This window comes from Agrobacterium sp. Ap1 (assembly GCF_017313375.1).
In the GTDB taxonomy this organism is placed as follows: Bacteria; Pseudomonadota; Alphaproteobacteria; order Rhizobiales; family Rhizobiaceae; genus Neorhizobium; species Neorhizobium cellulosilyticum.
In genome coordinates this window covers 158,109-179,778 of record NZ_JAFLMY010000003.1, presented here as the reverse complement: position 1 = coordinate 179,778, position 21,670 = coordinate 158,109, and the positions used below count along the sequence as shown (strand labels likewise).

Annotated in this window: 17 protein-coding genes; 8 read left to right on the top strand and 9 right to left on the bottom strand. The window is 58.8% G+C overall.

Annotated features, from left to right (window positions below; genetic code table 11):
* The first annotated feature begins 70 nt into the window (after positions 1-70).
* The 6 genes from JZX87_RS07060 (at position 71) to JZX87_RS07035 (ending at position 8,517) form a co-directional block, all read left to right on the top strand.
* Entirely contained in the window at positions 71-1,954 is a 1,884-nt protein-coding gene (locus JZX87_RS07060) for an ABC transporter ATP-binding protein (RefSeq protein ID WP_206824840.1), read from the top strand.
* Positions 1,951-3,855: an ABC transporter substrate-binding protein gene (locus JZX87_RS07055; RefSeq protein ID WP_206824838.1), complete on the top strand. Its 1,905-nt coding sequence runs from the start codon at positions 1,951-1,953 to the stop codon at positions 3,853-3,855. Before JZX87_RS07060 ends, JZX87_RS07055 begins: the two co-directional genes overlap by 4 nt.
* Positions 3,852-4,850, top strand: coding sequence for an ABC transporter permease (locus tag JZX87_RS07050; protein ID WP_183992903.1), 999 nt, complete (start codon positions 3,852-3,854; stop codon positions 4,848-4,850). The genes JZX87_RS07055 and JZX87_RS07050 overlap by 4 nt, the downstream gene beginning before the upstream one ends.
* The gene (locus JZX87_RS07045) at positions 4,847-6,022 is read left to right on the top strand and encodes an ABC transporter permease (protein WP_206824836.1); all 1,176 of its coding nucleotides are present in this window, start codon (positions 4,847-4,849) and stop codon (positions 6,020-6,022) included. The genes JZX87_RS07050 and JZX87_RS07045 overlap by 4 nt, the downstream gene beginning before the upstream one ends.
* A gap of 105 nt (positions 6,023-6,127) precedes the next feature.
* Positions 6,128-7,378 carry a glycosyltransferase family 4 protein gene (locus JZX87_RS07040; RefSeq protein ID WP_210349012.1) on the top strand — a complete coding sequence of 417 codons (1,251 nt, stop codon included), beginning with the start codon at positions 6,128-6,130 and terminating at the stop codon, positions 7,376-7,378.
* On the top strand, positions 7,375-8,517 hold the full coding sequence (locus JZX87_RS07035; RefSeq protein ID WP_206824834.1) for a glycosyltransferase family protein: 1,143 nt from the start codon (positions 7,375-7,377) through the stop codon (positions 8,515-8,517). Before JZX87_RS07040 ends, JZX87_RS07035 begins: the two co-directional genes overlap by 4 nt.
* 2 nt (positions 8,518-8,519) lie before the next feature.
* Here the strand turns inward: JZX87_RS07035 and JZX87_RS07030 are convergent, their stop codons facing one another.
* The 3 genes from JZX87_RS07030 to JZX87_RS07020 all read right to left on the bottom strand — a co-directional run bounded on the left by JZX87_RS07030 (position 8,520) and on the right by JZX87_RS07020 (position 11,417).
* Positions 8,520-9,731 carry a glycosyltransferase family protein gene (locus tag JZX87_RS07030; RefSeq protein WP_206825113.1) on the bottom strand — a complete coding sequence of 404 codons (1,212 nt, stop codon included), beginning with the start codon at positions 9,729-9,731 and terminating at the stop codon, positions 8,520-8,522.
* A gap of 215 nt (positions 9,732-9,946) precedes the next feature.
* A complete protein-coding gene (locus JZX87_RS07025) occupies positions 9,947-10,954 on the bottom strand; it encodes an NAD-dependent epimerase/dehydratase family protein (RefSeq protein ID WP_206824832.1) in 1,008 nt (335 codons plus the stop codon).
* 61 nt (positions 10,955-11,015) lie between these two features.
* Entirely contained in the window at positions 11,016-11,417 is a 402-nt protein-coding gene (locus JZX87_RS07020) for a response regulator (RefSeq protein ID WP_246435986.1), read from the bottom strand.
* A 271-nt stretch (positions 11,418-11,688) separates the two neighbouring features.
* On the opposite strand from JZX87_RS07020, the gene JZX87_RS07015 reads away from it, so the two are divergent.
* Positions 11,689-12,087, top strand: coding sequence for a DUF1236 domain-containing protein (locus tag JZX87_RS07015; protein WP_148146151.1), 399 nt, complete (start codon positions 11,689-11,691; stop codon positions 12,085-12,087).
* 64 nt (positions 12,088-12,151) lie between these two features.
* On the opposite strand, the gene pncB is transcribed toward JZX87_RS07015, so the two are convergent.
* The 6 genes from pncB to JZX87_RS06985 all read right to left on the bottom strand — a co-directional run bounded on the left by pncB (position 12,152) and on the right by JZX87_RS06985 (position 20,408).
* Entirely contained in the window at positions 12,152-13,456 is a 1,305-nt protein-coding gene (pncB, locus tag JZX87_RS07010) for a nicotinate phosphoribosyltransferase (protein WP_206824831.1), read from the bottom strand.
* A gap of 156 nt (positions 13,457-13,612) precedes the next feature.
* Complete coding sequence (locus tag JZX87_RS07005; protein ID WP_206824829.1) at positions 13,613-14,563, bottom strand: 2-hydroxyacid dehydrogenase; 951 nt, start codon at positions 14,561-14,563, stop codon at positions 13,613-13,615.
* A gap of 17 nt (positions 14,564-14,580) precedes the next feature.
* Positions 14,581-16,209, bottom strand: a complete 1,629-nt coding sequence (locus JZX87_RS07000) for an ABC transporter ATP-binding protein (RefSeq protein WP_206824826.1) — start codon at positions 16,207-16,209, stop codon at positions 14,581-14,583.
* A gap of 4 nt (positions 16,210-16,213) precedes the next feature.
* Positions 16,214-17,362, bottom strand: coding sequence for an ABC transporter permease (locus JZX87_RS06995; protein ID WP_206824824.1), 1,149 nt, complete (start codon positions 17,360-17,362; stop codon positions 16,214-16,216).
* The gene (locus tag JZX87_RS06990) at positions 17,362-18,444 is read right to left on the bottom strand and encodes a microcin C ABC transporter permease YejB (protein WP_206824822.1); all 1,083 of its coding nucleotides are present in this window, start codon (positions 18,442-18,444) and stop codon (positions 17,362-17,364) included. Before JZX87_RS06990 ends, JZX87_RS06995 begins: the two co-directional genes overlap by 1 nt.
* A gap of 128 nt (positions 18,445-18,572) precedes the next feature.
* Positions 18,573-20,408, bottom strand: coding sequence for an extracellular solute-binding protein (locus JZX87_RS06985; protein ID WP_206824820.1), 1,836 nt, complete (start codon positions 20,406-20,408; stop codon positions 18,573-18,575).
* 177 nt (positions 20,409-20,585) lie between these two features.
* Here JZX87_RS06985 and mepA point away from each other — a divergent pair, with 177 nt between their 5' ends.
* A complete protein-coding gene (mepA, locus tag JZX87_RS06980) occupies positions 20,586-21,644 on the top strand; it encodes a penicillin-insensitive murein endopeptidase (RefSeq protein WP_206824818.1) in 1,059 nt (352 codons plus the stop codon).
* Positions 21,645-21,670: the final 26 nt, after the last annotated feature.

Here is a 21,670-nt window from a genome sequence, read left to right as displayed (position 1 = left end):
ACAAATCTGATTTTGCCGTTATACGGAAATGCGGGGGGCTGCTAAGTGGCACCGTAGGAAAAACTGCCCGATGACGACATTCGTGCTCGACCTGCTGCGGATAGAAAATCTGAGCGTGAGCTTCCCGGTGTTCGGCAGCAGAATTCAAGCCGTCAACAATCTGAGCATGCGGATCAAGCCCGGCAAGGTGACGGCGCTGGTGGGAGAATCTGGATCGGGAAAGTCGGTCATCGGCCGCACGATCGTCGGGATCGAAAGCCCTCTGGCATCGATCTCGGGACGCGTGCTGTTCAATGACCCGGAGACTTCGGAAGAGCCAGTGGATCTGCTTCAGCTGCCGCAGGACGGACGGCAGATCCGCAGCATTCGCGGCAACCGGATCGGGATGATCTTCCAGGAACCGATGACCTCGCTGTCGCCGTTGCACACGATCGGCAACCAGATCGACGAGGCATTGCGGATCCATGATGCTTCGTCACCTGCCGAACAGCGCGAGCGGGTCTATGACACGCTGTCTCTCGTCGGATTCAAGGACCCTGCAAAAGTCCACGCGATGTATCCGTTCGAGCTTTCGGGCGGGATGCGCCAGCGCGCGATGATTGCCATGGCGCTTGTCTGTCGCCCTGCCCTCCTGATCGCCGACGAACCGACGACGGCGCTCGATGTGACGATCCAGGCGCAAATCCTCAAGCTTCTGCGCGATCTGCAGTCCCGCTTCAACATGGCGATGCTGCTGATCACCCATGATCTCGGCATCGTCACCAATCTTGCGGACGAAGTGGTTGTCGCCTATCGCGGCGAGATCATGGAGGCCGGCACGGTCGACGACATCTTCCGCCGACCCGTTCATCCCTATCCGAAGGGGCTGATCTCGGCGATCCCGACTTTCGAGATGAAGCGCGACCAGCGTCTGAAGCCGCTGCGCGAAATCGCGGTCGATACGGCCAGCCTGATGGAGACCGGTTATCTCAATTCCGGCGGCTCGCGGACGATCCTCTCGGTCAACCATATCAGCAAGACCTTCAAAGCGAAGAAGCGCAAGCTCGGTAGCCACGAAAGCAATGTGACACTCGCGGTCGATGACGTCAGTTTCGATATCCGGCGCGGCGAGAGCCTCGGTCTCGTGGGTGAAAGCGGCTGCGGCAAGACCACGCTGAGCAAGATACTCATGCGCGGCCTGACCGCAGATACCGGCGCTGTCGTATTCGAAAGCGAGAAAGGCCCGATCGATGTCCTTTCCGCTCAAGGTGAAGAACTGGACATGCTGCGCCAGCGAATCCAGATGGTTTTTCAGGATCCGATCTCGTCGCTTTCGCCACGCATGACGGTCAGGGAGATTATCGGCGAGGGTCTGGAGATCCATGGTCGCGGTTCGCGCGCCACGCGGCTGGATGCGGTTCGACGGCTGCTGCGCACGATCGGCCTCGACGACAATGCGCTCAGCCGGTACCCGCACAGTTTCTCCGGCGGCCAGCGACAGCGCATCGGTATCGCCCGCGCCCTTGCGCTCGGCCCGGAACTTTTGATCTGCGACGAGCCCGTCTCGGCGCTCGACGTGTCGATCCAGGCGCAGATCCTCAATCTCCTGAAGGATCTCAAGCGCGACCTAGGGCTGACCTACCTGTTCATCTCGCATAACCTTGCGGTAGTGAACTACATGGCGGACCGTGTTGCCGTCATGTATGCGGGACGGATTGTTGAAATCGGTCCTTGCGAGATCATCATGCGCAACCCGACGCATCCCTATACACGACGGCTGATAGCGGCCGTGCCGATCCCCGACCTCGACCGTCCGCTCGATCTCGATTCTCTCGACATTCCGAGAAAGCCGACGCAAGACTGGCACCCCGCCTTCATTCAGGACGAGGGAGAACGGCTGACCCAGATCGACCTAGGCGGCGGGCATTTCGTCCTGGCAAAACCTCAGGTGAACATCAGGGAGCTGCAGCCATGATGAAACGCCGAACCCTGCTCGGTATGATGGCGACCGCGCTTGTTCCCTTCAACGCGAAGGCTGCCTTCACCGGATCGGACTATCTCGCCGACGACATCAAGGCCGGCAAATTGCCGGACGTTGCGGAGCGCTTGCCGCGCAATCCGCGTGTCGTCAATATCGGCGCAAAAAACCTGAAGCCCGGACGTTACGGCGGCGTTGTGCGCATGCTGATCGGCGGTCAGCGCGACATCCGCCTCATGCCGATCAACAGCTATTCACGGCTGGTCGGTTACGACGAGCAACTGAACCTCCAGGCCGATATTCTGGAAAGCTTCACATCGGAAGACGACCGCGTCTTCACCTTGACACTGCGGGAAGGGCACAAGTGGTCGGACGGTTCACCGCTGACGACGGAGGATTTCCGTTACAGCTGGGAAGACGTGATGAACAACAAGGAGCTTCATCGCGGCGGTATTCCAGTGGATCTCAGGGTGAACGGCAAGGGCCCGACTTTCGAGATCCTGGACGAGCGCACGGTAAGATACAGCTGGAATGAGCCCAATCCCGATTTCCTGGCACAGCTGGCGAAACCTTCGCCGCTCGTGATCTACATGCCGTCGGCTTATCTGAGGCAATTCCACCCGCGCTACCAGAGCGCGGGCAAGATTGCCGCGATGCTGAAGACATACAAGGCGCAGGATTGGACCGACCTGCACCAGCGAATGTCGCGTACGGTGCGGCCGGAAAACCCCGAACTGCCGACACTCGACCCCTGGTACAACAGCACCAAGCCACCTGCCGGGCAGTTCGTCTTTCTGCGCAACCCATTCTTCCATCGTGTCGACGAGAACGGTTTGCAGCTGCCTTACATCGATAAAATGGTACTGAATGTCAGTGCGCCGGATCTGATCGCCGCAAAAGCAGGCTCGGGTGACAGCGACCTGCAATTCGCCAATGTTGATTTCTCCGACTACACGTTCCTGAAAGCCGCCGAAAAACGCCTGCCGATGAAAGTGGATCTGTGGAAGCGCACGCAGGGTTCCCGCGTGGCGCTGGTTCCCAATCTCAATTGCAAAGACGATGTCTGGCGCGGCCTGTTCCAGGACGTTCGGGTCAGGCGGGCGCTATCTCTGGCGATTGATCGGGAGGAGATCAACAAGGCGGTATTCTTCGGCCTGGCGCATGCGGCCGGGAATTCGGTGCTGCCCGACAGCCCATTGTTCAAGCCAGAATATGAACAGGCCTGGGCGAACCACGATATCGACATGGCCAACCGGCTGCTGGACGAGGCAGGCCTCGCGAACCGCACCGAGGATGGCTTAAGGCTTCTGCCCGATGGGCGCCCGGCAAAAATCATCGTCGAAAGTGCGGGAGAAAGCACGTTTGAGAGCGACGTCTTGGAACTGATCACCGATCACTGGTCGAAGATCGGCATTGCGATCTACACCCGCGTGTCGCAACGCGAGATTTTTCGCAAGCGGGTGATCGGCGGCGAGACGCTGATGTGCGTGTGGATGGGTCTCGACAACGGCGTGCCGACGGCCGAGATGTCGCCCAACGAACTGGCGCCGACATTCGACGACCAGATGCAGTGGCCGGTCTGGGGGCTTCATTATCTCTCCGGCGGTCGTGATGGACATCCACCGGATCTTGCCGAGGCCAGGCAGCTTCTCGACCTGCTGAAAGACTGGAAAACAGCCGGAACGCACGAGGAGCGGGAAGCAATCTGGCATTCGATGCTGACCATCTACACACAGGGCGTCTTCACCATCGGCATCGTCAACCAGGCTCTGCAGCCGCTCGTCTATTCTTCGAAACTGCGCAACATTCCCGAGAAGGCCCTGTTCGGCTACGATCCGACATCCTTCCTTGGCGTCTATATGCCTGACACCTTCTGGTATGAGGAGGATCACGCATGATCCGCTACATTCTCTGGCGGATCATGGTGATGATCCCTACCCTGATTCTGATTTCCATGCTCGTCTTCACCATCATCGAGCTGCCGCCGGGCGACTATTTCGAAAGCTATGTCGCCGAGATGCGGGCAATCGGCGAACCGGCCGACATGCAGGAAATCGAGGAATTAAGGGCGCGCTACGGTTTCGACCAGCCGCTACCGATCCGTTACCTGCACTGGGTGGGCGGCATGATGGTGGGCGATTTCGGCTATTCCTTCGAATACCGCCTGCCCGTTTCGGACGTCGTCGGCGACCGTCTGTGGCTGACCATTCTCGTATCCGTCGTGACGATCATCCTCACCTGGCTGCTCGCATTCCCGATCGGCATCTATTCCGCCACGCATCAGTATAGCTGGGGCGATTACGGGCTGACGCTTCTCGGCCTTATCGGCCTTGCCGTGCCTAATTTCGTGCTGGCGCTTATTCTCATGTATTTTGCCAATGTCTGGTTCGGCACATCGATCGGCCATCTGATGGACCAGAAATACCTGAACCAGCCGATGAGCTGGGACAAGGCGACCTCGATCCTTGAACATCTATGGATCCCAGTGATCATCATCGGCACGGCCGGGACCGCCGGCATGGTGCGCCGGCTGCGCGCCAACCTGCTCGACGAGCTGCGCAAGCAATATGTGATGACGGCGCGGGCGAAGGGGCTTCACCCGTTCAAGGTTCTGACGAAGTATCCGCTGCGCATGTCGCTCAATTTCTTCATCTCGGACATCGGCTCGATCCTGCCACAGATCATTTCCGGAGCGGAAATCACCGCCGTCGTGCTGTCACTCGAGACGACAGGGCCTATGCTGATCAAGGCACTGCAGACGCAGGACATGTATCTGGCGGGTTCCTTCCTGATGTTCCTTGCCATATTGACCGTGGTTGGGGTGTTGATCTCTGACATCGCGCTTGCACTCTTCGACCCGCGCATTCGCCTTTATGGAGGCCGGACGCGATGAGCATGCAACTGCCACCCGACGGCCAGCCACTGCCGCATTACGTCAATGAAGCTGCTTTCGATCCATACGCTTTCGACAAAACGGGCGAAGGTGCACCGCTTGCCAAACGTGCCTCCCAGCTTCGCCTGATGTGGTGGCGCTTCAAGCGCCACAAGCTGGCGCTGTTCTCAGGCATATTCTTGCTGTTCTGCTATCTGTCGATCATCATCGCCGAATTTCTGGCGCCGTATAATCTCCACACGCGCAACATGGATCACATCTATGCGCCGCCGCAGTCGGTGCATCTGTTCCATGACGGGGCGTTCGTCGGGCCATTCGTCTACGGCCAGAAGATGACGCTGGACATGGAGAACCTGAGGCGCGTCTACACCGACGATCCCAACCAGGTGCAGCGGCTCCGCTTCTTCTGCAAGGGCGATCCCTACAAATTCTGGGGCCTCATTTCCGCAGAGCGACATCTCGTCTGCCCGGCTGAAGGCGGCCAGATGTTCCTGTTCGGCACCGACCGGCTCGGACGGGACGTCATGTCCCGGGTCATCTATGGCGCACGGATTTCGCTGACGATCGGTCTTCTCGGCATCACTACCAGCTTCGTGCTGGGCATCCTGATCGGCGGGCTTGCAGGCTATTGGGGCGGCAAGTTCGATCTTGTGGTGCAGCGCATCATCGAAGTACTGCAGTCGATCCCGAGCATTCCGCTATGGCTGGCGCTTGCCGCGATCATGCCGGTGGATTGGAGCCCGTTCGTCATCTATCTCGGCATTACCTTCATCCTGGGGCTTCTGGACTGGACAGGGCTTGCGCGTGCGGTGCGATCCAAGCTGCTGGCGCTTCGGGAGGAAGACTATGTGATGGCGGCGCAATTGATGGGGGCCAATCACTGGCGTGTCATAGGTCGGCATCTCATTCCCGGTTTCATGTCGCACCTGATCGCCAGCGCGACGCTGACCATTCCCGGCATGATCCTCGGCGAGACGACACTGAGCTTTCTCGGTCTCGGCCTCAGGCCACCGGTCACGAGCTGGGGCGTGCTTCTGACCGAAGCGCGGACGGTCAATGTCGTGGCGCTTTATCCCTGGCTGCTCATCCCGGTGATCCCGGTCATCCTGGTCATCCTCGCCTTCAATTTCTTAGGCGATGGCCTGCGTGACGCGGCGGACCCCTATCACTGACTTGCGCGCATAAAAGCGGGCGGATACTGGTTTTGCCGGCCGAACCCTGGATGAGGGATCGACCGGCAAAGACCGCAAGGAACGACGTTGAACATACCGAAAAAGATGGTCGTGCTGCTTAAAGGCTATCCGCGCCTTTCAGAGACCTTTATCGCGCAGGAACTGCGCGGCCTGGAACTTGCCGGCTTCAAGCTGGAACTGATGTCGATGCGCCGACCGACCGACAAGAAGCGGCATCCGGTACATGACGAGATCGAGGCGCCCGTCCACTATCTGCCGGAATATCTGCACGAAGAGCCTCTGCGGGTCGTCAAGGCCTTTTTCTACTGGTTCGGCAAGCCATCCTTCCGGGCGGCTGCCAAAGCATTTCTGAAAGACCTGCCGCGCGACATAAGCCGCAACCGTTTTCGCCGCTTCGGCCAGGCGCTGGTACTTGCCCGCGAATGGCCTAAAGGGGCGGACTGGCTGCATGTGCATTTCATCCACACACCGGCTTCGGTCGCCCGTTATGCATCGCAGTTGCTTGGCATACCCTTCACCGTTTCCGCCCATGCCAAGGATATCTGGACGAGCCCAGACTGGGAGCTTTCCGACAAGCTCGATGATGCAAGCTGGACGGTGACCTGCACCCGCGGCGGCGCCGATCACCTGCGCACACTCTCAGAGAACGCCGGCAAGGTGCATCTCAGCTATCATGGCCTGAACCTCAGCCGTTTTCCCTCGCCGGATCGCTCAGTTGCGACGCGCGATGGCTCCAATCCGAATGATCCCATTACGATACTGGCTGTCGGCCGTGCCGTGCCGAAAAAGGGCTTTGATATCCTGCTCAAGGCGCTAGCCCTGCTTCCAGCCGACCTTCACTGGCGGCTCGATCACGTCGGCGGCGGTGATGAGCTGAAGGTGCTGAAGCCGCTTGCGGAAGAAATCGGGCTTGCCGGCCGCGTCAGCTGGCACGGGGCGATGTCGCAGCAGGAAGTGCTGCAGCGTTACGGCGAGGCCGACATATTCGCCCTGCCCTGCCGTATCGGCAAGGATGGCGATCGCGACGGATTGCCGAATGTTCTGGTCGAGGCGGCCAGCCAGCGGATCCTCTGCATCTCGACAACGATTTCCGGCATTCCGGAACTGTTCGTCGATCAGGAGAACGGCCTGTTGGTCGAACCGGAAGACCCATTGGCGCTCGCCAAAGCGCTCGAAATCGCCATCCGCAACCCATCGGAACGGGACCGCATGGCCAGGAATGCGGAAGCGAAAGTTCGTGGTCATTTCGACCACAAGACCAGCATATCGGATCTGGAGAGATTGTTCTCAGCCGCCTATTCGACGCTCGCCAACAAGGAGCCCTCGCAGCCATGACATCACCGCGCGTGCTCTTCTATGTTCAGCATCTGCTGGGGATCGGCCATATCGCCCGGGCAAGCCTCGTTGCGTCGGCTCTTGCCGAGGATGGCTTTGAGGTGACGATGGTAACCGGTGGACTGCCCGTACCCGGCTTTCCGGGACCGGGCATCAACCATGTTCGACTGATGCCGGAGGTCACGTCTCGCGAAGGATTTTCAGGCCTGCAGGACATAGATGGAGCAACGCTCGGGCTTGACGGAGAGCGCCAGCGCATGGAGCAGTTGCTGGCGGTTCTTGGCGACACGAAGCCGGATATTGTCATCACCGAAGCCTTTCCGTTCGGCCGCCGGCAGATGCGTTTCGAGCTTTTGCCGTTTCTCGATGCGATCATGACGATGCGCCCGAGGCCGCTGCTCTTTGCCTCGATCCGCGATATCCTGCAAGTGAACAAGAAGCCTGGGCGTGACGAAGAAACGGTGGCGCTGGTCAGGCAACATTTCCATCGCGTGCTCGTGCATGGCGATAGAAACCTGACACGGATCGAAGACACGTTTCCGCTTGCAGGCGAGATCGCGGACAAGGTGCTCTATACCGGTCTCGTTGCACCTGCAGCCCCTGTTCCCTCGCTCGAAAAATACCGGGTGGTGGTTTCCGCCGGTGGTGGAGCAGTGGGACAGAAACTGCTGAGTGCCGCCGTTGCTGCTCGCGACCTGATCTCCGCGCCCGGCCGCTGGTGCGTGATTACCGGACCGAACCTCGATGCGGCAAGCTTCGACAGTCTTGCCTCGAAGGGCGGCGGCGAGATGGATGTGTTTCGCTTCAGGAGCGATTTCCGGCAGTTGCTTGGCAGTGCCGAGCTTTCGATCTCACAGGCGGGCTATAATACCGTCTGCGACGTGCTGAGAGCTGGCTGCGGGTCGCTGCTTGTGCCTTTTGCGGCTGGCGGCGAGACGGAACAGACGGCGCGCGCAGTAAAGCTGCGGGAACTCGGGCTGGCGGAATTCATCGAGGAAGCGGCAATCACACCAGACTTGGTGGCAAGCGGAATCGGCAAGGCCCTTGCGCAACGTGGCAAGGCCTATCTGGACCTGAACATGGATGGAGCACGTGAAACGGCGCGGCTGCTACGCCGCGAAATCAACCGCGAGAGCTGATTTCAGCTCTCGACGGCGGTAAGATAATCGGGACGCTTTCCCTGCAGGTATTCCTGGACGATGGCAGAAAGATTGGGCAGACCTTCAAGGCGATAATCCGGCGCCGTTGCAGATGGCGGGTCCCGCAGCAGCAGTTCCTTGATCGCCGCAGAGAGCCGCATCCCATCCGAAGAATGATCGGGATGCAGCATGGCAACCAGTCCAAGTTCCGTGGCACGCATTGCGCGGATCAACTGCTCCTGCCTCGGCACCATGCGGGGAATAATCAGCGCCGGCTTATCGAAGGACAGAATTTCGCAATAGGTGTTATAACCGCCCATGGCAACGATCGCACGCGCATTGGCGATCAGGTCTTCCATGCGGTTATCGAATTCGATGACCTCAAGACAGTTATGCGAAGCGGCCGCCTGTTTCAGCGCTTCGCGCTGCTCGCCGGGCATGTAAGGGCCAAGCACGATCAGGGCTTTTTCTGTCAGATCCGGATCGGCCTGATAGGCATTTATCACGTCGCGAACGAGTTCATACCCGTCACCGCCGCCGCCTGTGGTCACCAGAATATAATCGCCATCCCGCTTCGGCAGAGCCGTCGCGCGGCTTTTCCATGCCTTTCGCTGTAGGAAGCCGACGAAGGTCATCTTGCGACGTAATGATGGCGGAACATCGAGCCCGGTGAGAGGATCGTGGAAATCCGGAGGGCCGTAGACCCAGACGTGATCGTAGAGCTGATCGATCTTCGCCATCACATCGTTGCGCCGCCATTCGGCATCCAGAAGATGCGGTGCATCCATGACGTCACGAAGGCCAAGCACGAGAAGCGTGCCGCGGCTCTTGAGATAAACGAGCGTGTCTTCCACTTCGCGCCGAAGACCGAGCGGCTCCTTGTCGACGATGAAGATATCCGGTTGAAAGGATTCCGCCGTCTGGCGAATGATCGCCTGACGCATTTCCAGCGTTTCCTCCAGATTGATGTGCTCGTCCATCGACGTGTAGTCGCCGTTGCGCAGCTTGATCACGCTCGGGATCTTCACGTAGTCGACGCGCGAGCGATAATCGAAGGCACCGGCAATCGTTGCGCCGGAAATGATCAGGACATGCGCGCCCTGAAAGGTTTCAACCAGGTGATTGGCGATCGTCATGCAGCGGCGAATATGGCCTAGCCCAAACGTATCGTGGCTATACATGAGAATGCGGGCATCTCTGAAACCCTGTGACATGCCCTTGACCTTAGGTAACATCTGAATTGTCTTTCCCGGCAACATAAAGTCTTTCAAAAGCGAAGCCAAGTCAGGCCGAGGCCGCAGCTAAGGGGATCTCACGGACCCTGTCTTGAACGATATGCGCTTCGAACTTGGGAGTTATCGCTTGAGGCACAAGCCCTATCCTGAAGACGTGATGCGTCGTTATCCCTCAGGCCTGCTATCGCCCACGCTCAATCGATTTCGGACCGATGCTCCATATACCAGCGGACGAAAACATCGACACCTTCATCCAATCCGGTTTCCGGCTTACGCCCGGTCAGCGCCAGCAGAAGGTCCGGGCTGGCGAATGTGCGCGGCACATCGCCTTTCTGCATCGGCAGCATCTTGCGCCTTGCCGGCTTGCCCATTGTCTTTTCGATGACCTCGATAAAATCGAGAAGCCCGACCGGCTGACCGCCGCCAAGATTGACTGTACGGAACGGTCCTTGCTCCGAAAGCGTATCGATATCAGCAACACGGTTCGATTCGGATGGAGCAACCCTGGACAAATCAATGATCGAATCAACGAGGTCATCGATATAGGTGAAGTCACGGCTCATCTTGCCTTCGCCGTAGATCTCGATTTCCTGGTCATCGAGCATGGCTTTGACGAATTTGAACAGCGCCATGTCCGGCCGACCCCAGGGGCCATAAACGGTGAAGAAACGGAAAGCCGTTGTCGGGACCTTGTAGAGATGAGCATAGCTGTGCGCCATCACTTCCATGGCCTTCTTGCTTGCAGCGTAGAAGGTCAACGGTTCGTCAGCCTTGTCGCTTTCCCGGAAAGGAATGCCGGGATTTGCGCCGTAGACGGAAGATGTCGATGCAAGCATCAGATGTCCGACACCGATCTCTCTGGCGATTTCCAGAATATTCCACGAGCCGATGAGGTTTGAGTCGAGATAGGCCTTTGGATTTTCGAGGCTGTAACGAACACCTGCCTGGGCTGCCAGATGAACGATAACGTCCGGATTGAAGGCCTTGACCGCTTCTTCAAGCGAAGCTCTGTCTTCCAGCATGCCCTGTACGAAGCGGAAGGAAGGAAACTGTGCCAGCCCGGCATTGCGGGCCTCCTTCAGGCGCAGGCTGTAATAGGCCGTCATCCCGTCAAAGCCGACAACCTCGTGACCATCCTGCAAAAGCTTGCGCGCCAGATGAAACCCGATGAAGCCCGCCGTGCCGGTAATGAAATAACGCATGTCCGCTTCCGCTGTTGATGGGGATCACATACCCAACCAAACGGGTCGAAGCAACGAGTCGCTAATGGAAAAGCCTGAGGCGCGCCGGTGGAACGCCGGGTTTGCCATTTTTGCGATCGACGGCAAACTGGATGAGATCCATCGAAGCCTGGTCCGTGAGAGGCTTGGCCATGACGCCGACAACACCGTTTACACCAGAAGCGACTACGCCTGGGTTTCCGGTGATCATGATGACGACAATACCGTATTCGGCCAAGACCTTGGCGATCTCCGGTCCCGTCTCGCCATCGGCAAGCCGCACGTCGACGAAAGCGATATCCGTGTCACGCGTGTAGTTGAGCGCCACCTTCATATCAGGCGCGATGCCAACCACATCATGTCCACTACGCTGAACTGCCTCCTCTATGTCCATGGCGACTAGCAGGCTGTCTTCGACAATCAGAAAGCGATATTCCACGCGCATTCTCCTATCACTCAAGCGGCAAATAGTCGGCGCTTGCCGCTTGGCAATAGGTATCTTAGAGATCGCGGTCATTTTTAGGGGCGTGGTTAAGCCTTTGAACCTCGGCGTTTTTGCGCGTCAGGCCCATATGCGACGATCCCGCAAGGAGCCAGAAGACGGCAACTGAGTGATCGCCAAATATTTCAGAGTCGGGCGAAAGGTGAGGAAGCATCCGGAACCGTTTTATCGACAAGCGGGTTCTCTTGCCGGAAGTCAAAAGAGGAGAAGAACCATGAAAAATATCATTCTTGCTTCCTGCGCAATCTTCGCAGCAACCTTTGCAGGCCAGGCCTATGCACAACAGAGCACGGTGACCGGCGCAGCCGGTGGTGCCGTGACCGGAGCTGTGGTCGGTGGTCCCGTCGGTGCAGCCGTGGGCGGTGTTGTCGGTGCCATCGCCGGCACGGCAATCGATCCGCCGCCACGCGAAGTGGTTACCTATGTTGAACAGCAGCCCGCGCCAACCACGGCCGTGACCGTGGAACAGCCGATCGCCGTCGGCAAGCCGGTTCCCGAGACGGTTGTGCTAACCCCAGTTCCTAGCAACACCCGATATGCCTATACGGTGGTCAACAATCAGCGCGTGATCGTCGATCCGCAGACCCATACCGTGGTGCAGATTATCAAGTAACGCCCACAATGCGAAAGCCCCGCTTCATATGCGGGGCTTTTCAGTTAAACTGCCAAACGAGATCTCAGACCACCAGCGTCTGGCTAATCCTATCCTCTTCGCCGAACAGGCGGAGGTAGCGCTGCACTTCCTTCGCGTCGCCGGTCGCCTTCTGCGGATTGTCCGAAAGCTTAACGGCGGGGCGACCATTGGCTTCGCTGACCTTGCAGACGACCGAGATCGGTTTCAATCCGTTGATCTCGGTTGGCGCGCACCCGGCAAAGTCGTTGGTAAGGTTGGTGCCCCAGCCGAAGCTCATTCTCACCCGGCCCTCGAAATGCTTGTAGGTTTGAATGATTGCATCGACATCGAGGCCGTCTGAAAAGATAAGCAGCTTTTCCTTCGGATCTCGGCCTACCTTCTTCCACCAGTCGATGATCTTCTCGCCGCCTTCGATCGGCGGGGCACTGTCGGGGCGGAAGCCCGTCCAGTCGGCGACCCAGTCCGGCGCATCCCTCAGAAACGCGGCAGTACCGAAAGCATCCGGCAAAACGATCAGCAGATTGCCGTGATAAAGCCGGTTCCAGTCCTTCAGCACCTGATAGGGGGAGTTGCGCAGCTCTTCATCCGTCTGCGCCAAGGCGGCTGCGACCATCGGCAGCTCGTGTGCATTGGTGCCGACAGCTTCCAGATCGCTGTCCATAGCAAGCAATACGTTGCTGGTACCGGTAAATCCGCTGCCGATGCCTTCCTTCAAGGCCTCGACGCACCAGCGCTGCCACAGGAAGCTGTGGCGACGGCGGGTGCCGAAATCGGAAATCCGCAGGCCGGGCAATTCACGCAGGCGCTGCACCTTTTCCCACATCCTGGCCTTGGCACGAGCATAGATCACATCGAGCGTGAAGTAACCGAGCGAGCGCATGGCCGTGCGGGAACGCATCTCGTTGATGATTGCCAGCGCCGGAATTTCCCACATCGTGGTATCCATCCACTTGCCATGGAAATTCAGCTCGTATTGCCCATTGCGCTTGGACAATTCGTATTCCGGCAGCTTGTAGTTGGAAAGCCAGGTCAGGAATTCGGGTTCGAAGATCTGGTTGCGGCCATAGAATGTGTTACCTGCCAGCCAGATCATCTCCTTCTTGGAGAGACTGACCGTGCGGGCGTGATCGAGTTGCTCCCGCAGAGCACCTTCGTCGATCTCGTCCGCCAGCTTGACACTGGTGGTGCGGTTGATCACGGAGAATGTCGCATCGACGTCCGGATAAAGCTTCCAGATCATCTGCAACATCAGAAGTTTGTAAAAGTCGGTGTCGATCAGACTGCGGATGATCGGATCGAGCTTCCAGCTGTGATTATACACCCTGGTTGCGATATCGGTCTTGGTCATGCCTGCCCCTGTCCCGGTCGCCTGTGACCGGTCGGCCTCACTCGCTATAGAGGCAAGCTAACGATCCTACCTCCCGGCAGCTTTATCGGGAAAAAAATCGATTAAGTCCAGACGCAGTTCAACTGTCGCGGTACTGCCGAAAACAAACCGGAAGCTTCAGTAACCCGTCGTCCTGTCGACGACGTGCTGTAGCGGCTCTCCTCTTTCGAAACGCTCCATCTGAACTTCCGCATTGCGGAGCAAGGCCCGGATATCGGAGGCGGAGGCAGCATGCGGCGTGACGATGACATTATCCATGGACCAGAAAGGGCTGTCCGGCGACAGCGGTTCCTGCTCGAACACGTCGAGAGATGCGCCGCCCAGGATCTTGGCGTCAAGAGCCGCGATGACATCCTTCTCCACCTGGCTGCCACCACGCCCGGCATTGATGAAGACGGGCGCACCGAGCGCGCCGTTTTGGCGAAGTCTGGAAAAGAGCGAGGCGTTGAAGATGCCGCGCGTCTCGCCCGTCAGCGGCAAGAGCCCGACGAGGATGTCCGTGCGGGCCAGAAAGGCATCGAGTTGCGACGCATCGTAGGTGTCGATGCCCTCGATCGTCTTCTTCGTCCGCGACCAGCCGATGACGTTGAAACCCATGATCTTCAGCTTACGGACACTATCTTGGCCGAGCACACCTAACCCCATGACACCGACGGTCAGGTCCTTCGCTTCAGGCTGATGCAATTCCTTCCAGATGCGGGCGCGCTGCTGGACGAGATAGGCCGGGGCCTGACGCAGATGGCTGAGGCATTGAAGCACGACCCACTCGCTCATGCGGGTGGTGAGACTTTCATCGACGAAACGGACGATAGGGATATCCGGCAGGCCGGGTGTTGCGAGGATGGAATCGACGCCGGCACCGCCGGAAAACAGCACTTTCAGAGTGGGGGCGCGATGGAAAAGATCCAGATCCGGTTTCCAGAGAAAAGCATAGCTTGCATTGGAAAGATCCGCCGATTTGTCCGATGCGTGCAGGACTTGGCGTCCGGCGAGAGCGCCGACCAGAGCCTGATCCACATCACGGCGTTCGAATTTCAGGTCGATGACGACAGAACCTTTTTCAGACAAAGCTATTCCCACTTTTGTTACTGGCCAACGGCCCCGTTTTCGACCGCCTCGATATTGAACGCCGCGGCCATCAGCGCCTTGGTGTAATCTTCCTTCGGCGCGCGGAAGATCTGTTCGGACGGACCTTCCTCAACCACCTTTCCGGTGCGCATGACGATAACGTGGTTGGCGAGTGCCTTCACCACTTTCAGGTCATGGCTGATGAAGAGATAGGCGAGATCATGCTTGGCCTGCAGATCGCGCAGAAGGTCGACGACCTGCGCCTGGACCGTCATGTCGAGCGCCGAGGTCGGCTCGTCCAGCATGACGAAGCGGGGCTTCAGCACCATGGCACGGGCAATGGCGATACGCTGCCGCTGGCCGCCTGAGAACTCGTGCGGGTAACGCCAGCGGGTCTCGGGGTCGAGGCCGACTTCCTGCAGCGCCCAGGCAACACGCTGATCGCGCTCGTCTGCTGACAGCTGCCGCTCGTGGACCTTCAGGCCTTCGGCGATGATCTCTCCCACCGGCATACGGGGACTGAGCGAACCGAAGGGATCCTGAAACACCACCTGCAAGCGATTGCGATAGGGCAGCATCTGTTTGAAGGAATGGCCGTTGATCGCATCGCCGATGAAGACGATCCGCCCTTCCGAGGCGATCAGCCTTGCCAGCGCCAGACCGAGCGTCGTCTTGCCGGAGCCGGATTCGCCGACAATGCCGAGCGTTTCGCCGGCACGCAGCGTCAGATCCACGCCATCGACCGCCTTCACGTGATCCACCACTCTACGCATGAATCCGGCCTTGATCGGAAACCAGACACGCAGATCCTTGGCTTCCATGACGACCGGATGGCTCGGATCGGCTGCCGGTGGTTCGCCTCTCGGTTCAGAACTGAGAAGATGTTGGGTATAGGGGTGCTGCGGGCGCTCGAAGACATCGGCAACCGAGCCTTCCTCGACGATCTTGCCCTTGGTCATGACACAGACGCGATCGGCGAATTTGCGGACGATGCCGAGATCGTGGGTGATGAACAGCATGGACATGCCATGCTCGCCCTTCAGCTTGCGCAAAAGCTCTAGAATCTGTGCCTGAACCGTCACATCCAGAGCGGTTGTCGGCTCGTCGGCGATCAAAAGCTTCGGCCGGTTGGCGAGGGCCATGGCGATCATGACACGCTGGCGCTGGCCGCCGGAGAGTTCGTGCGGATAGGCGGTCAGGCGCTTTTCCGGCTCGCGGATGCCGACCTGGTTGAGCAGCTCCAGGATTCGGCTGCGGGCAGCGGTGCCTACCATCGCCTGGTGCATTTCCAGGATCTCACCGATCTGCTTCTCGATCGAGTGAAGCGGATTGAGCGAGGTCATCGGCTCCTGGAAAATCATCGTGATGTCGTTGCCGCGCACATGGCGCAGTTCCGCTTCGGATGCCTTCAGGAGATCCTTGCCCTGAAACAGGATTTCGCCCGAGGGGTGGCTTGCGGCCGGATAGGGCAGAAGTTTCAGGATGGAATTGGCCGAGACCGATTTGCCGGAGCCGGATTCTCCGACCAGCGCCAGAACCTCACCCGGCTTTATATCGAACGACACGTGATCGACGGCGAGCGTTTGCGTCTCACCCTGATGAAAGGCAACGGACAGATCACGAACGGAAAGGAGTGCGTCTGTCATCATATCACCGGAACGTCTTGCGGGGGTCGAAGGCATCACGCACGGCCTCGCCGATGAAGATCAGCAGCGACAACATGATCGACATGGTGAAGAAGGCCGTCAGGCCGAGCCATGGCGCCTGGAGGTTGTTCTTGCCCTGAGCGATCATTTCACCCAGCGACGGCGAGCCGGGCGGCATGCCGAAGCCGAGGAAGTCCAGCGACGTCAGCGTGGCGATCGAGCCAGACAAGATGAAGGGCAGGAAGGTAAGCGTCGCCACCATCGCGTTGGGCAGAAGGTGGCGATACATGATCGTCCAGTTGCCGACGCCGAGCGCACGGGCCGCTCTGACATATTCGAAGTTACGGGCGCGCAGGAACTCGGCCCTGACCACGCCGACAAGGCTGACCCAGGAGAAGAGCAGCAATATGCCGAGCAGGATGAAGAAGCCGGGCGGCAATATCGAGGCGATGATCAGCAGGATATAAAGGACCGGCATTGCCGACCAGATCTCGATGAAACGCTGCATCAGAAGATCGGTCCAGCCGCCGAAATAACCCTGCACGGCACCGGCTCCGACGCCGATGATGGCCGAGCAGATGGTGAGTGCCAGACCGAACAGGACGGAGATGCGGAAACCGTAGATCATCCGGGCCATGACATCACGCGCCTGATCGTCGGTGCCGAGCCAGTTCATGTTGCCGAGAATGCAGTTGGGGTCCTGATCGCCTTGCGGATAGGCCTTGCAGCGATCGGCCTTGGCCATCAGCCAGAAGGGTTCGGTCGGGGCGGAATGGGGGATCTGCGAATTGACCGTCTGATAGGAATAGCGGATCGGCGGCCAGATCATCCAGCCATTGGCATTGATCTCTTCCTGGATGAAGTCCGATCGATAGTCCGTCGTTGCAAGGAAGCCGCCGAACTTTTCCTCCGGGTAATCGACCAGAACCGGATAGAGGATCTCGCCCTTGTAAGAGGCGACGATCGGCCTGTCATTGGCGATAAATTCGGCAAACAGGCTGAGCGTGAAGAGGACCAGAAAAATCCAAAAGGACCAGAAGCCGCGCTTGTTTGCCTTGAAATTGGCGAGCCGGCGCTTGCTGGTCGGCGACAGGAAGGGGCGCTTGGCGGGCGCTGCAGCCGCGATCGGCGTGGTGGCGGAAGGTGCGTTCATCAGACGTCCCTCCGCTCGAAATCGATGCGTGGGTCGATCCAGGTATAGATCAGGTCGGAGATCAGGTTCACGACGAGGCCCATCAGCGAGAAGATGAAGAGCGTGCCGAAGACGATCGGATAATCACGATTGACGATCGAGAGATAACCGAGCCTTCCCAGTCCATCGAGCGAGAAAATGTTCTCGATCAAGAGAGAGCCGGTGAAGAATGCCGAGATGAAGGCGCCGGGAAAACCGGCAATGACGATCAGCATGGCGTTGCGGAAGACGTGGCCATAGAGCACCTGCCGCTCGTTCAGCCCCTTGGCCCGCGCCGTCGTGACATACTGTTTCTTGATCTCGTCGATGAAGGAATTCTTCGTCAGCAAGGTCGTTGTGGCAAAGGCCGAAAGCGACATGGCGATCAGCGGCAGGGTGAGGTGCCAGAAATAATCGCCGATCTTCTGATACCAGATGAGATCGTCGAAATTGTCGGAGACGAGACCGCGCAGCGGGAACCAGTCTAAGAAGGAACCGCCGGCGAAAAGGACGATCAGCAGGATGCCGAAGAGGAAGCTCGGCACCGCATAACCGACGATGATGACGCCGGAGGTCCAGATGTCGAAGCTCGACCCGTCCTTGACCGCCTTGCGGATGCCGAGCGGGATGGAAATCAGGTAGGAGACGATCAGGATCCAGAAGCCGAGCGAGATCGATACCGGCAGCTTGTCGATGATGAGATCGATCACCGGCGTATTGCGGAAGAAGCTCTCGCCGAAATCGAAACGGATATAGTTCCACATCATGTCGAGGAAACGCGTCAGCGGCGGCTTGTCGAAACCGAACTGCTGCTCGAGCTTCTTGATGAATTCCGGATCGAGCCCTTGGGCGCCGCGGTAATTCGATTCAGAGCTTATGCCCTGAGCCGACAGATCGTTGCTGGCTCCTGACAGGCGGTCACCTGAATCCTGCCCCTGGACCTGAGCGATGATCTGCTCGACCGGCCCGCCCGGCGCAAACTGCACGACAAGGAAGGAAATCGCCATGATGCCGACAATGGTCGGGATCATCAGCAGCAGGCGGCGTAGAATATAGGCGCCCATCAGAGCACCATGCCGAACGTTTCGGGCATATCACCGCGGGTCTGCGCAACGATCAAGCGGGCTTCCTTCATCTCTAGGCGAATCAATCCGGCCATTTGGAACAGTTGCCCCTTCAAGGTGCAAGCATCTTACTTACCGGGCTGTTTGGCAAACCATGCTTCGGGGAAAGCGGTGCCGTATTCCGGCAGCTTTTCCGGATGCGCGATCCGGTTCCAATAGGCGATCTTTTCCTCGCCGGAATAGAACATCGGCACGACATAGTGGTTGGCGAGCAGCACGCGGTCCATGGCCTTGATCGCCGCCACCTGTTCCTCGCGGCTTGGAGGGAAGACGATCTTGCGAATCAGGATGTCGACGGCAGGATCGGCGATCCCGGCATAGTTGCGCGATCCCTGACGATCGACTGATGCCGAGCCCCAATAGTCGTTCTGTTCGTTGCCGGGGTTCATCGTCTGCGCCCAGACACCGAAAATGATGTCGTAGTCGAAGCTGCGGACACGGTTGATATATTGTGAGGCGTCCACTGTGCGGATGCGTGCATCGATACCTATTCTCTTGAGACTGTTGATATAGGGAGTGACAGTACGCTCCTGACCGGCATTGCTCAGCAGGATTTCAAACCCCAGGGGCTGGCCGGTCTTGCTGTTGACCATGCGGTTGCCCTTCAACTCGTAGCCAGCCTGCTTAAGCAGACCAACTGCGGTGCGAAGGTTGTCGCGCACCTTGTTCGGATCGCCATTGACCGGGTTTGCGTAGGGTTTGGTGAAGACTTCCGGCGGGACCTTGTCCTTCAGTTCATTGAGGATTTCGAGCTCCTTGCCCTCAGGCAGGCCGGAGGACGCAAGCTCCGTGCCCCAGAAGAAACTGTCGACTCGTTTCAGGCCACCAAAGGCGAGGTTCTTGTTGAGGTCCTCGAAATCATAGGCGTAATTCAAGGCCTCACGGACCCGCGCATCCTTGAAGATGTCGCGGCGCATGTTCGGCACGAATGCCTGCATCACGCCGACAGCCCTGAATGGGTTCGTCAGCGCCTCCTTCGTCACCCGGCCGTCCTTGACTGCGTCGAAATCGTAGCGGGTCGCCCAGCGGCTGGAGCTGTTTTCCTGCCGGTAGTCGACATTGCCGGCCCGGAACGCCTCGAACTGCACGTCGGTGTCGGAGAAATAGGTGTAGCTGATGGTACGGAAATTATACTGGCCGCGGTTGATTGGCAGGTCCTTGCCCCAATAGTCGTCGCGCAGCTCATAGCGAATGGCCGATCCGGGCTGAACCGAAGCAACCTTGTAGGGGCCGGACGCCATCGGCACTTCCAGCGACGTGCGGGAGATATCGCGCTTCTTGCCCTGACCGTCCGTCCCTTCCCACCAATGTTTCGGCAGGATCGGGAAATCGCCTACGATCGAGGGTAGTTCCTTGTTGTTCTTCTCGTCGAAGCGGAAGGTCACTTCGCGATCACCGGTCTTTTCCGCTCCGGTCACATGCTGGTAATAACCGGAATAAAGGGCGCTGTGCTGTTTGAGCATATTCAGGCTGAAGACGACGTCTTCCGGGGTCACCGGCTGACCGTCAGCCCATTTGGCTTCCGGCCGCAGTCGGAAGGTCACGGACGACATGTCGTCAGGGTAGGCAACGGCTTCAGCCAATAAGCCGTAGGTGCCGAAGACCTCGTCTTCCGAACGCTTCATCAGCGTTTCATAGATCATCGTCACGCTGGAAGCGATGGCGCCCCTGTCAATTACCAGATTGAGGTTGTCGAACGTGCCCTCTTGGGCAAGCTTGAGTTCGCCTTGCTTGGGGGCGTTTACATCGACATAGGGAAGCGCCTGGAAATCTGCTGGCAATTGCGGCTCGCCGACCACGGCCATGCCGTAACGCCATTTCGGCGCATCGGCCATCGCCCATGGCGCCATGAACGAAGCTGCCAATGCGACAACAAGACCTTTGCGGAGCCGGGCCAAATCCATGCTTTTCCCTTTGTGGTTTTGATTTGTTGCAGCGAAGCATAGGGCAAAAGAGGGCGAAAAACAGGAGGCGCCGCTCACAAGCAATTTATCGCCCGCAGCCGCCGGGCGAGATCTCCATTTCACCAAAGTCTCATTCCAGACTAAACTGGCGATAAAAGTGATTTGCGGCGGAAGTTCATGAAATCGATTTCGAAGATGGTCCTCGGACTGGCGACAATGGCTCTGTTATGCGGTTCCATCGCGGATCCATCGATGGCGCAGGACGGTACGCCGGCCAAGCAGCTCTTCGGCGCGGTGAAATTGCCGAACGCTGCGTCGCCGGCACCTCTCGGCTTCTACGCCAAGGGCTGCATGTCCGGTGCAGTCGCACTACCGACGGACGGCCCGACATGGCAGGCCATGCGCCTTTCGCGCAATCGGCGCTGGGGCAACCCGGCAATGATCGATCTGCTCGAACAGTTTTCCCGCGATGCCGCAAGCCTCGGCTGGGGGACCGGCATTCTGGTCGGTGATATTTCCCAGCCTCGCGGCGGCCCGATGATCAATGGCCATGCCTCGCACCAGATCGGGCTCGATGCGGATGTCTGGTTCACACCGAAACCGGCCCAGCCGATGAGCGTGCAGCAGCGGGAAGACCTTCCGTTCACCTCGATGCTGGACAAAAGCAAGTTCCTTACGGTCGATTCGCGCAAGTGGACTAGCACGCATGCTCGCCTCGTGATGCAGGCCGCCAGCTATCCCCAAGTGCAGCGGGTGTTCGTCAACCCGGCGATCAAGAAGAAGCTTTGCCAGACCTGGACCGGCGATCGAAGCCTGCTCGGCAAGGTGCGGCCCGTCTACGGACATGACGAGCATTTTCATATCCGCATGAACTGCCCGCCGGGTGCAACAGGCTGCGAACGGCAGGCGGCAACGCCTGTCACCGACGATTGCGACAGCAAGGCGCTCGCATGGTGGTTCACCAAGGAACCATGGGCGCCGCCGAAGCCTGCCGACCCCGACAAGAAGCCGGTCAAGCCGCGCCAGGTCATGCTGTCGGACCTGCCAAAAGCCTGTTCTGCGGTGCTTGCCGGCCCGTCTCGCTCCGAAGCCGACGCGACCTTCGGGGGCCAGCCTGTCGCCTATTCGAGCCAGCCTTCCGTGCCTCAAGCCGTCGATCAGATGGATGCGATCAGCTCCAATCCGGCCAATGTTCCGGCAGACATACCGTTGCCACGCGAGCGGCCTTTCCGTTAAGCCCGTTTGGTATCCGTAAGCTGCAG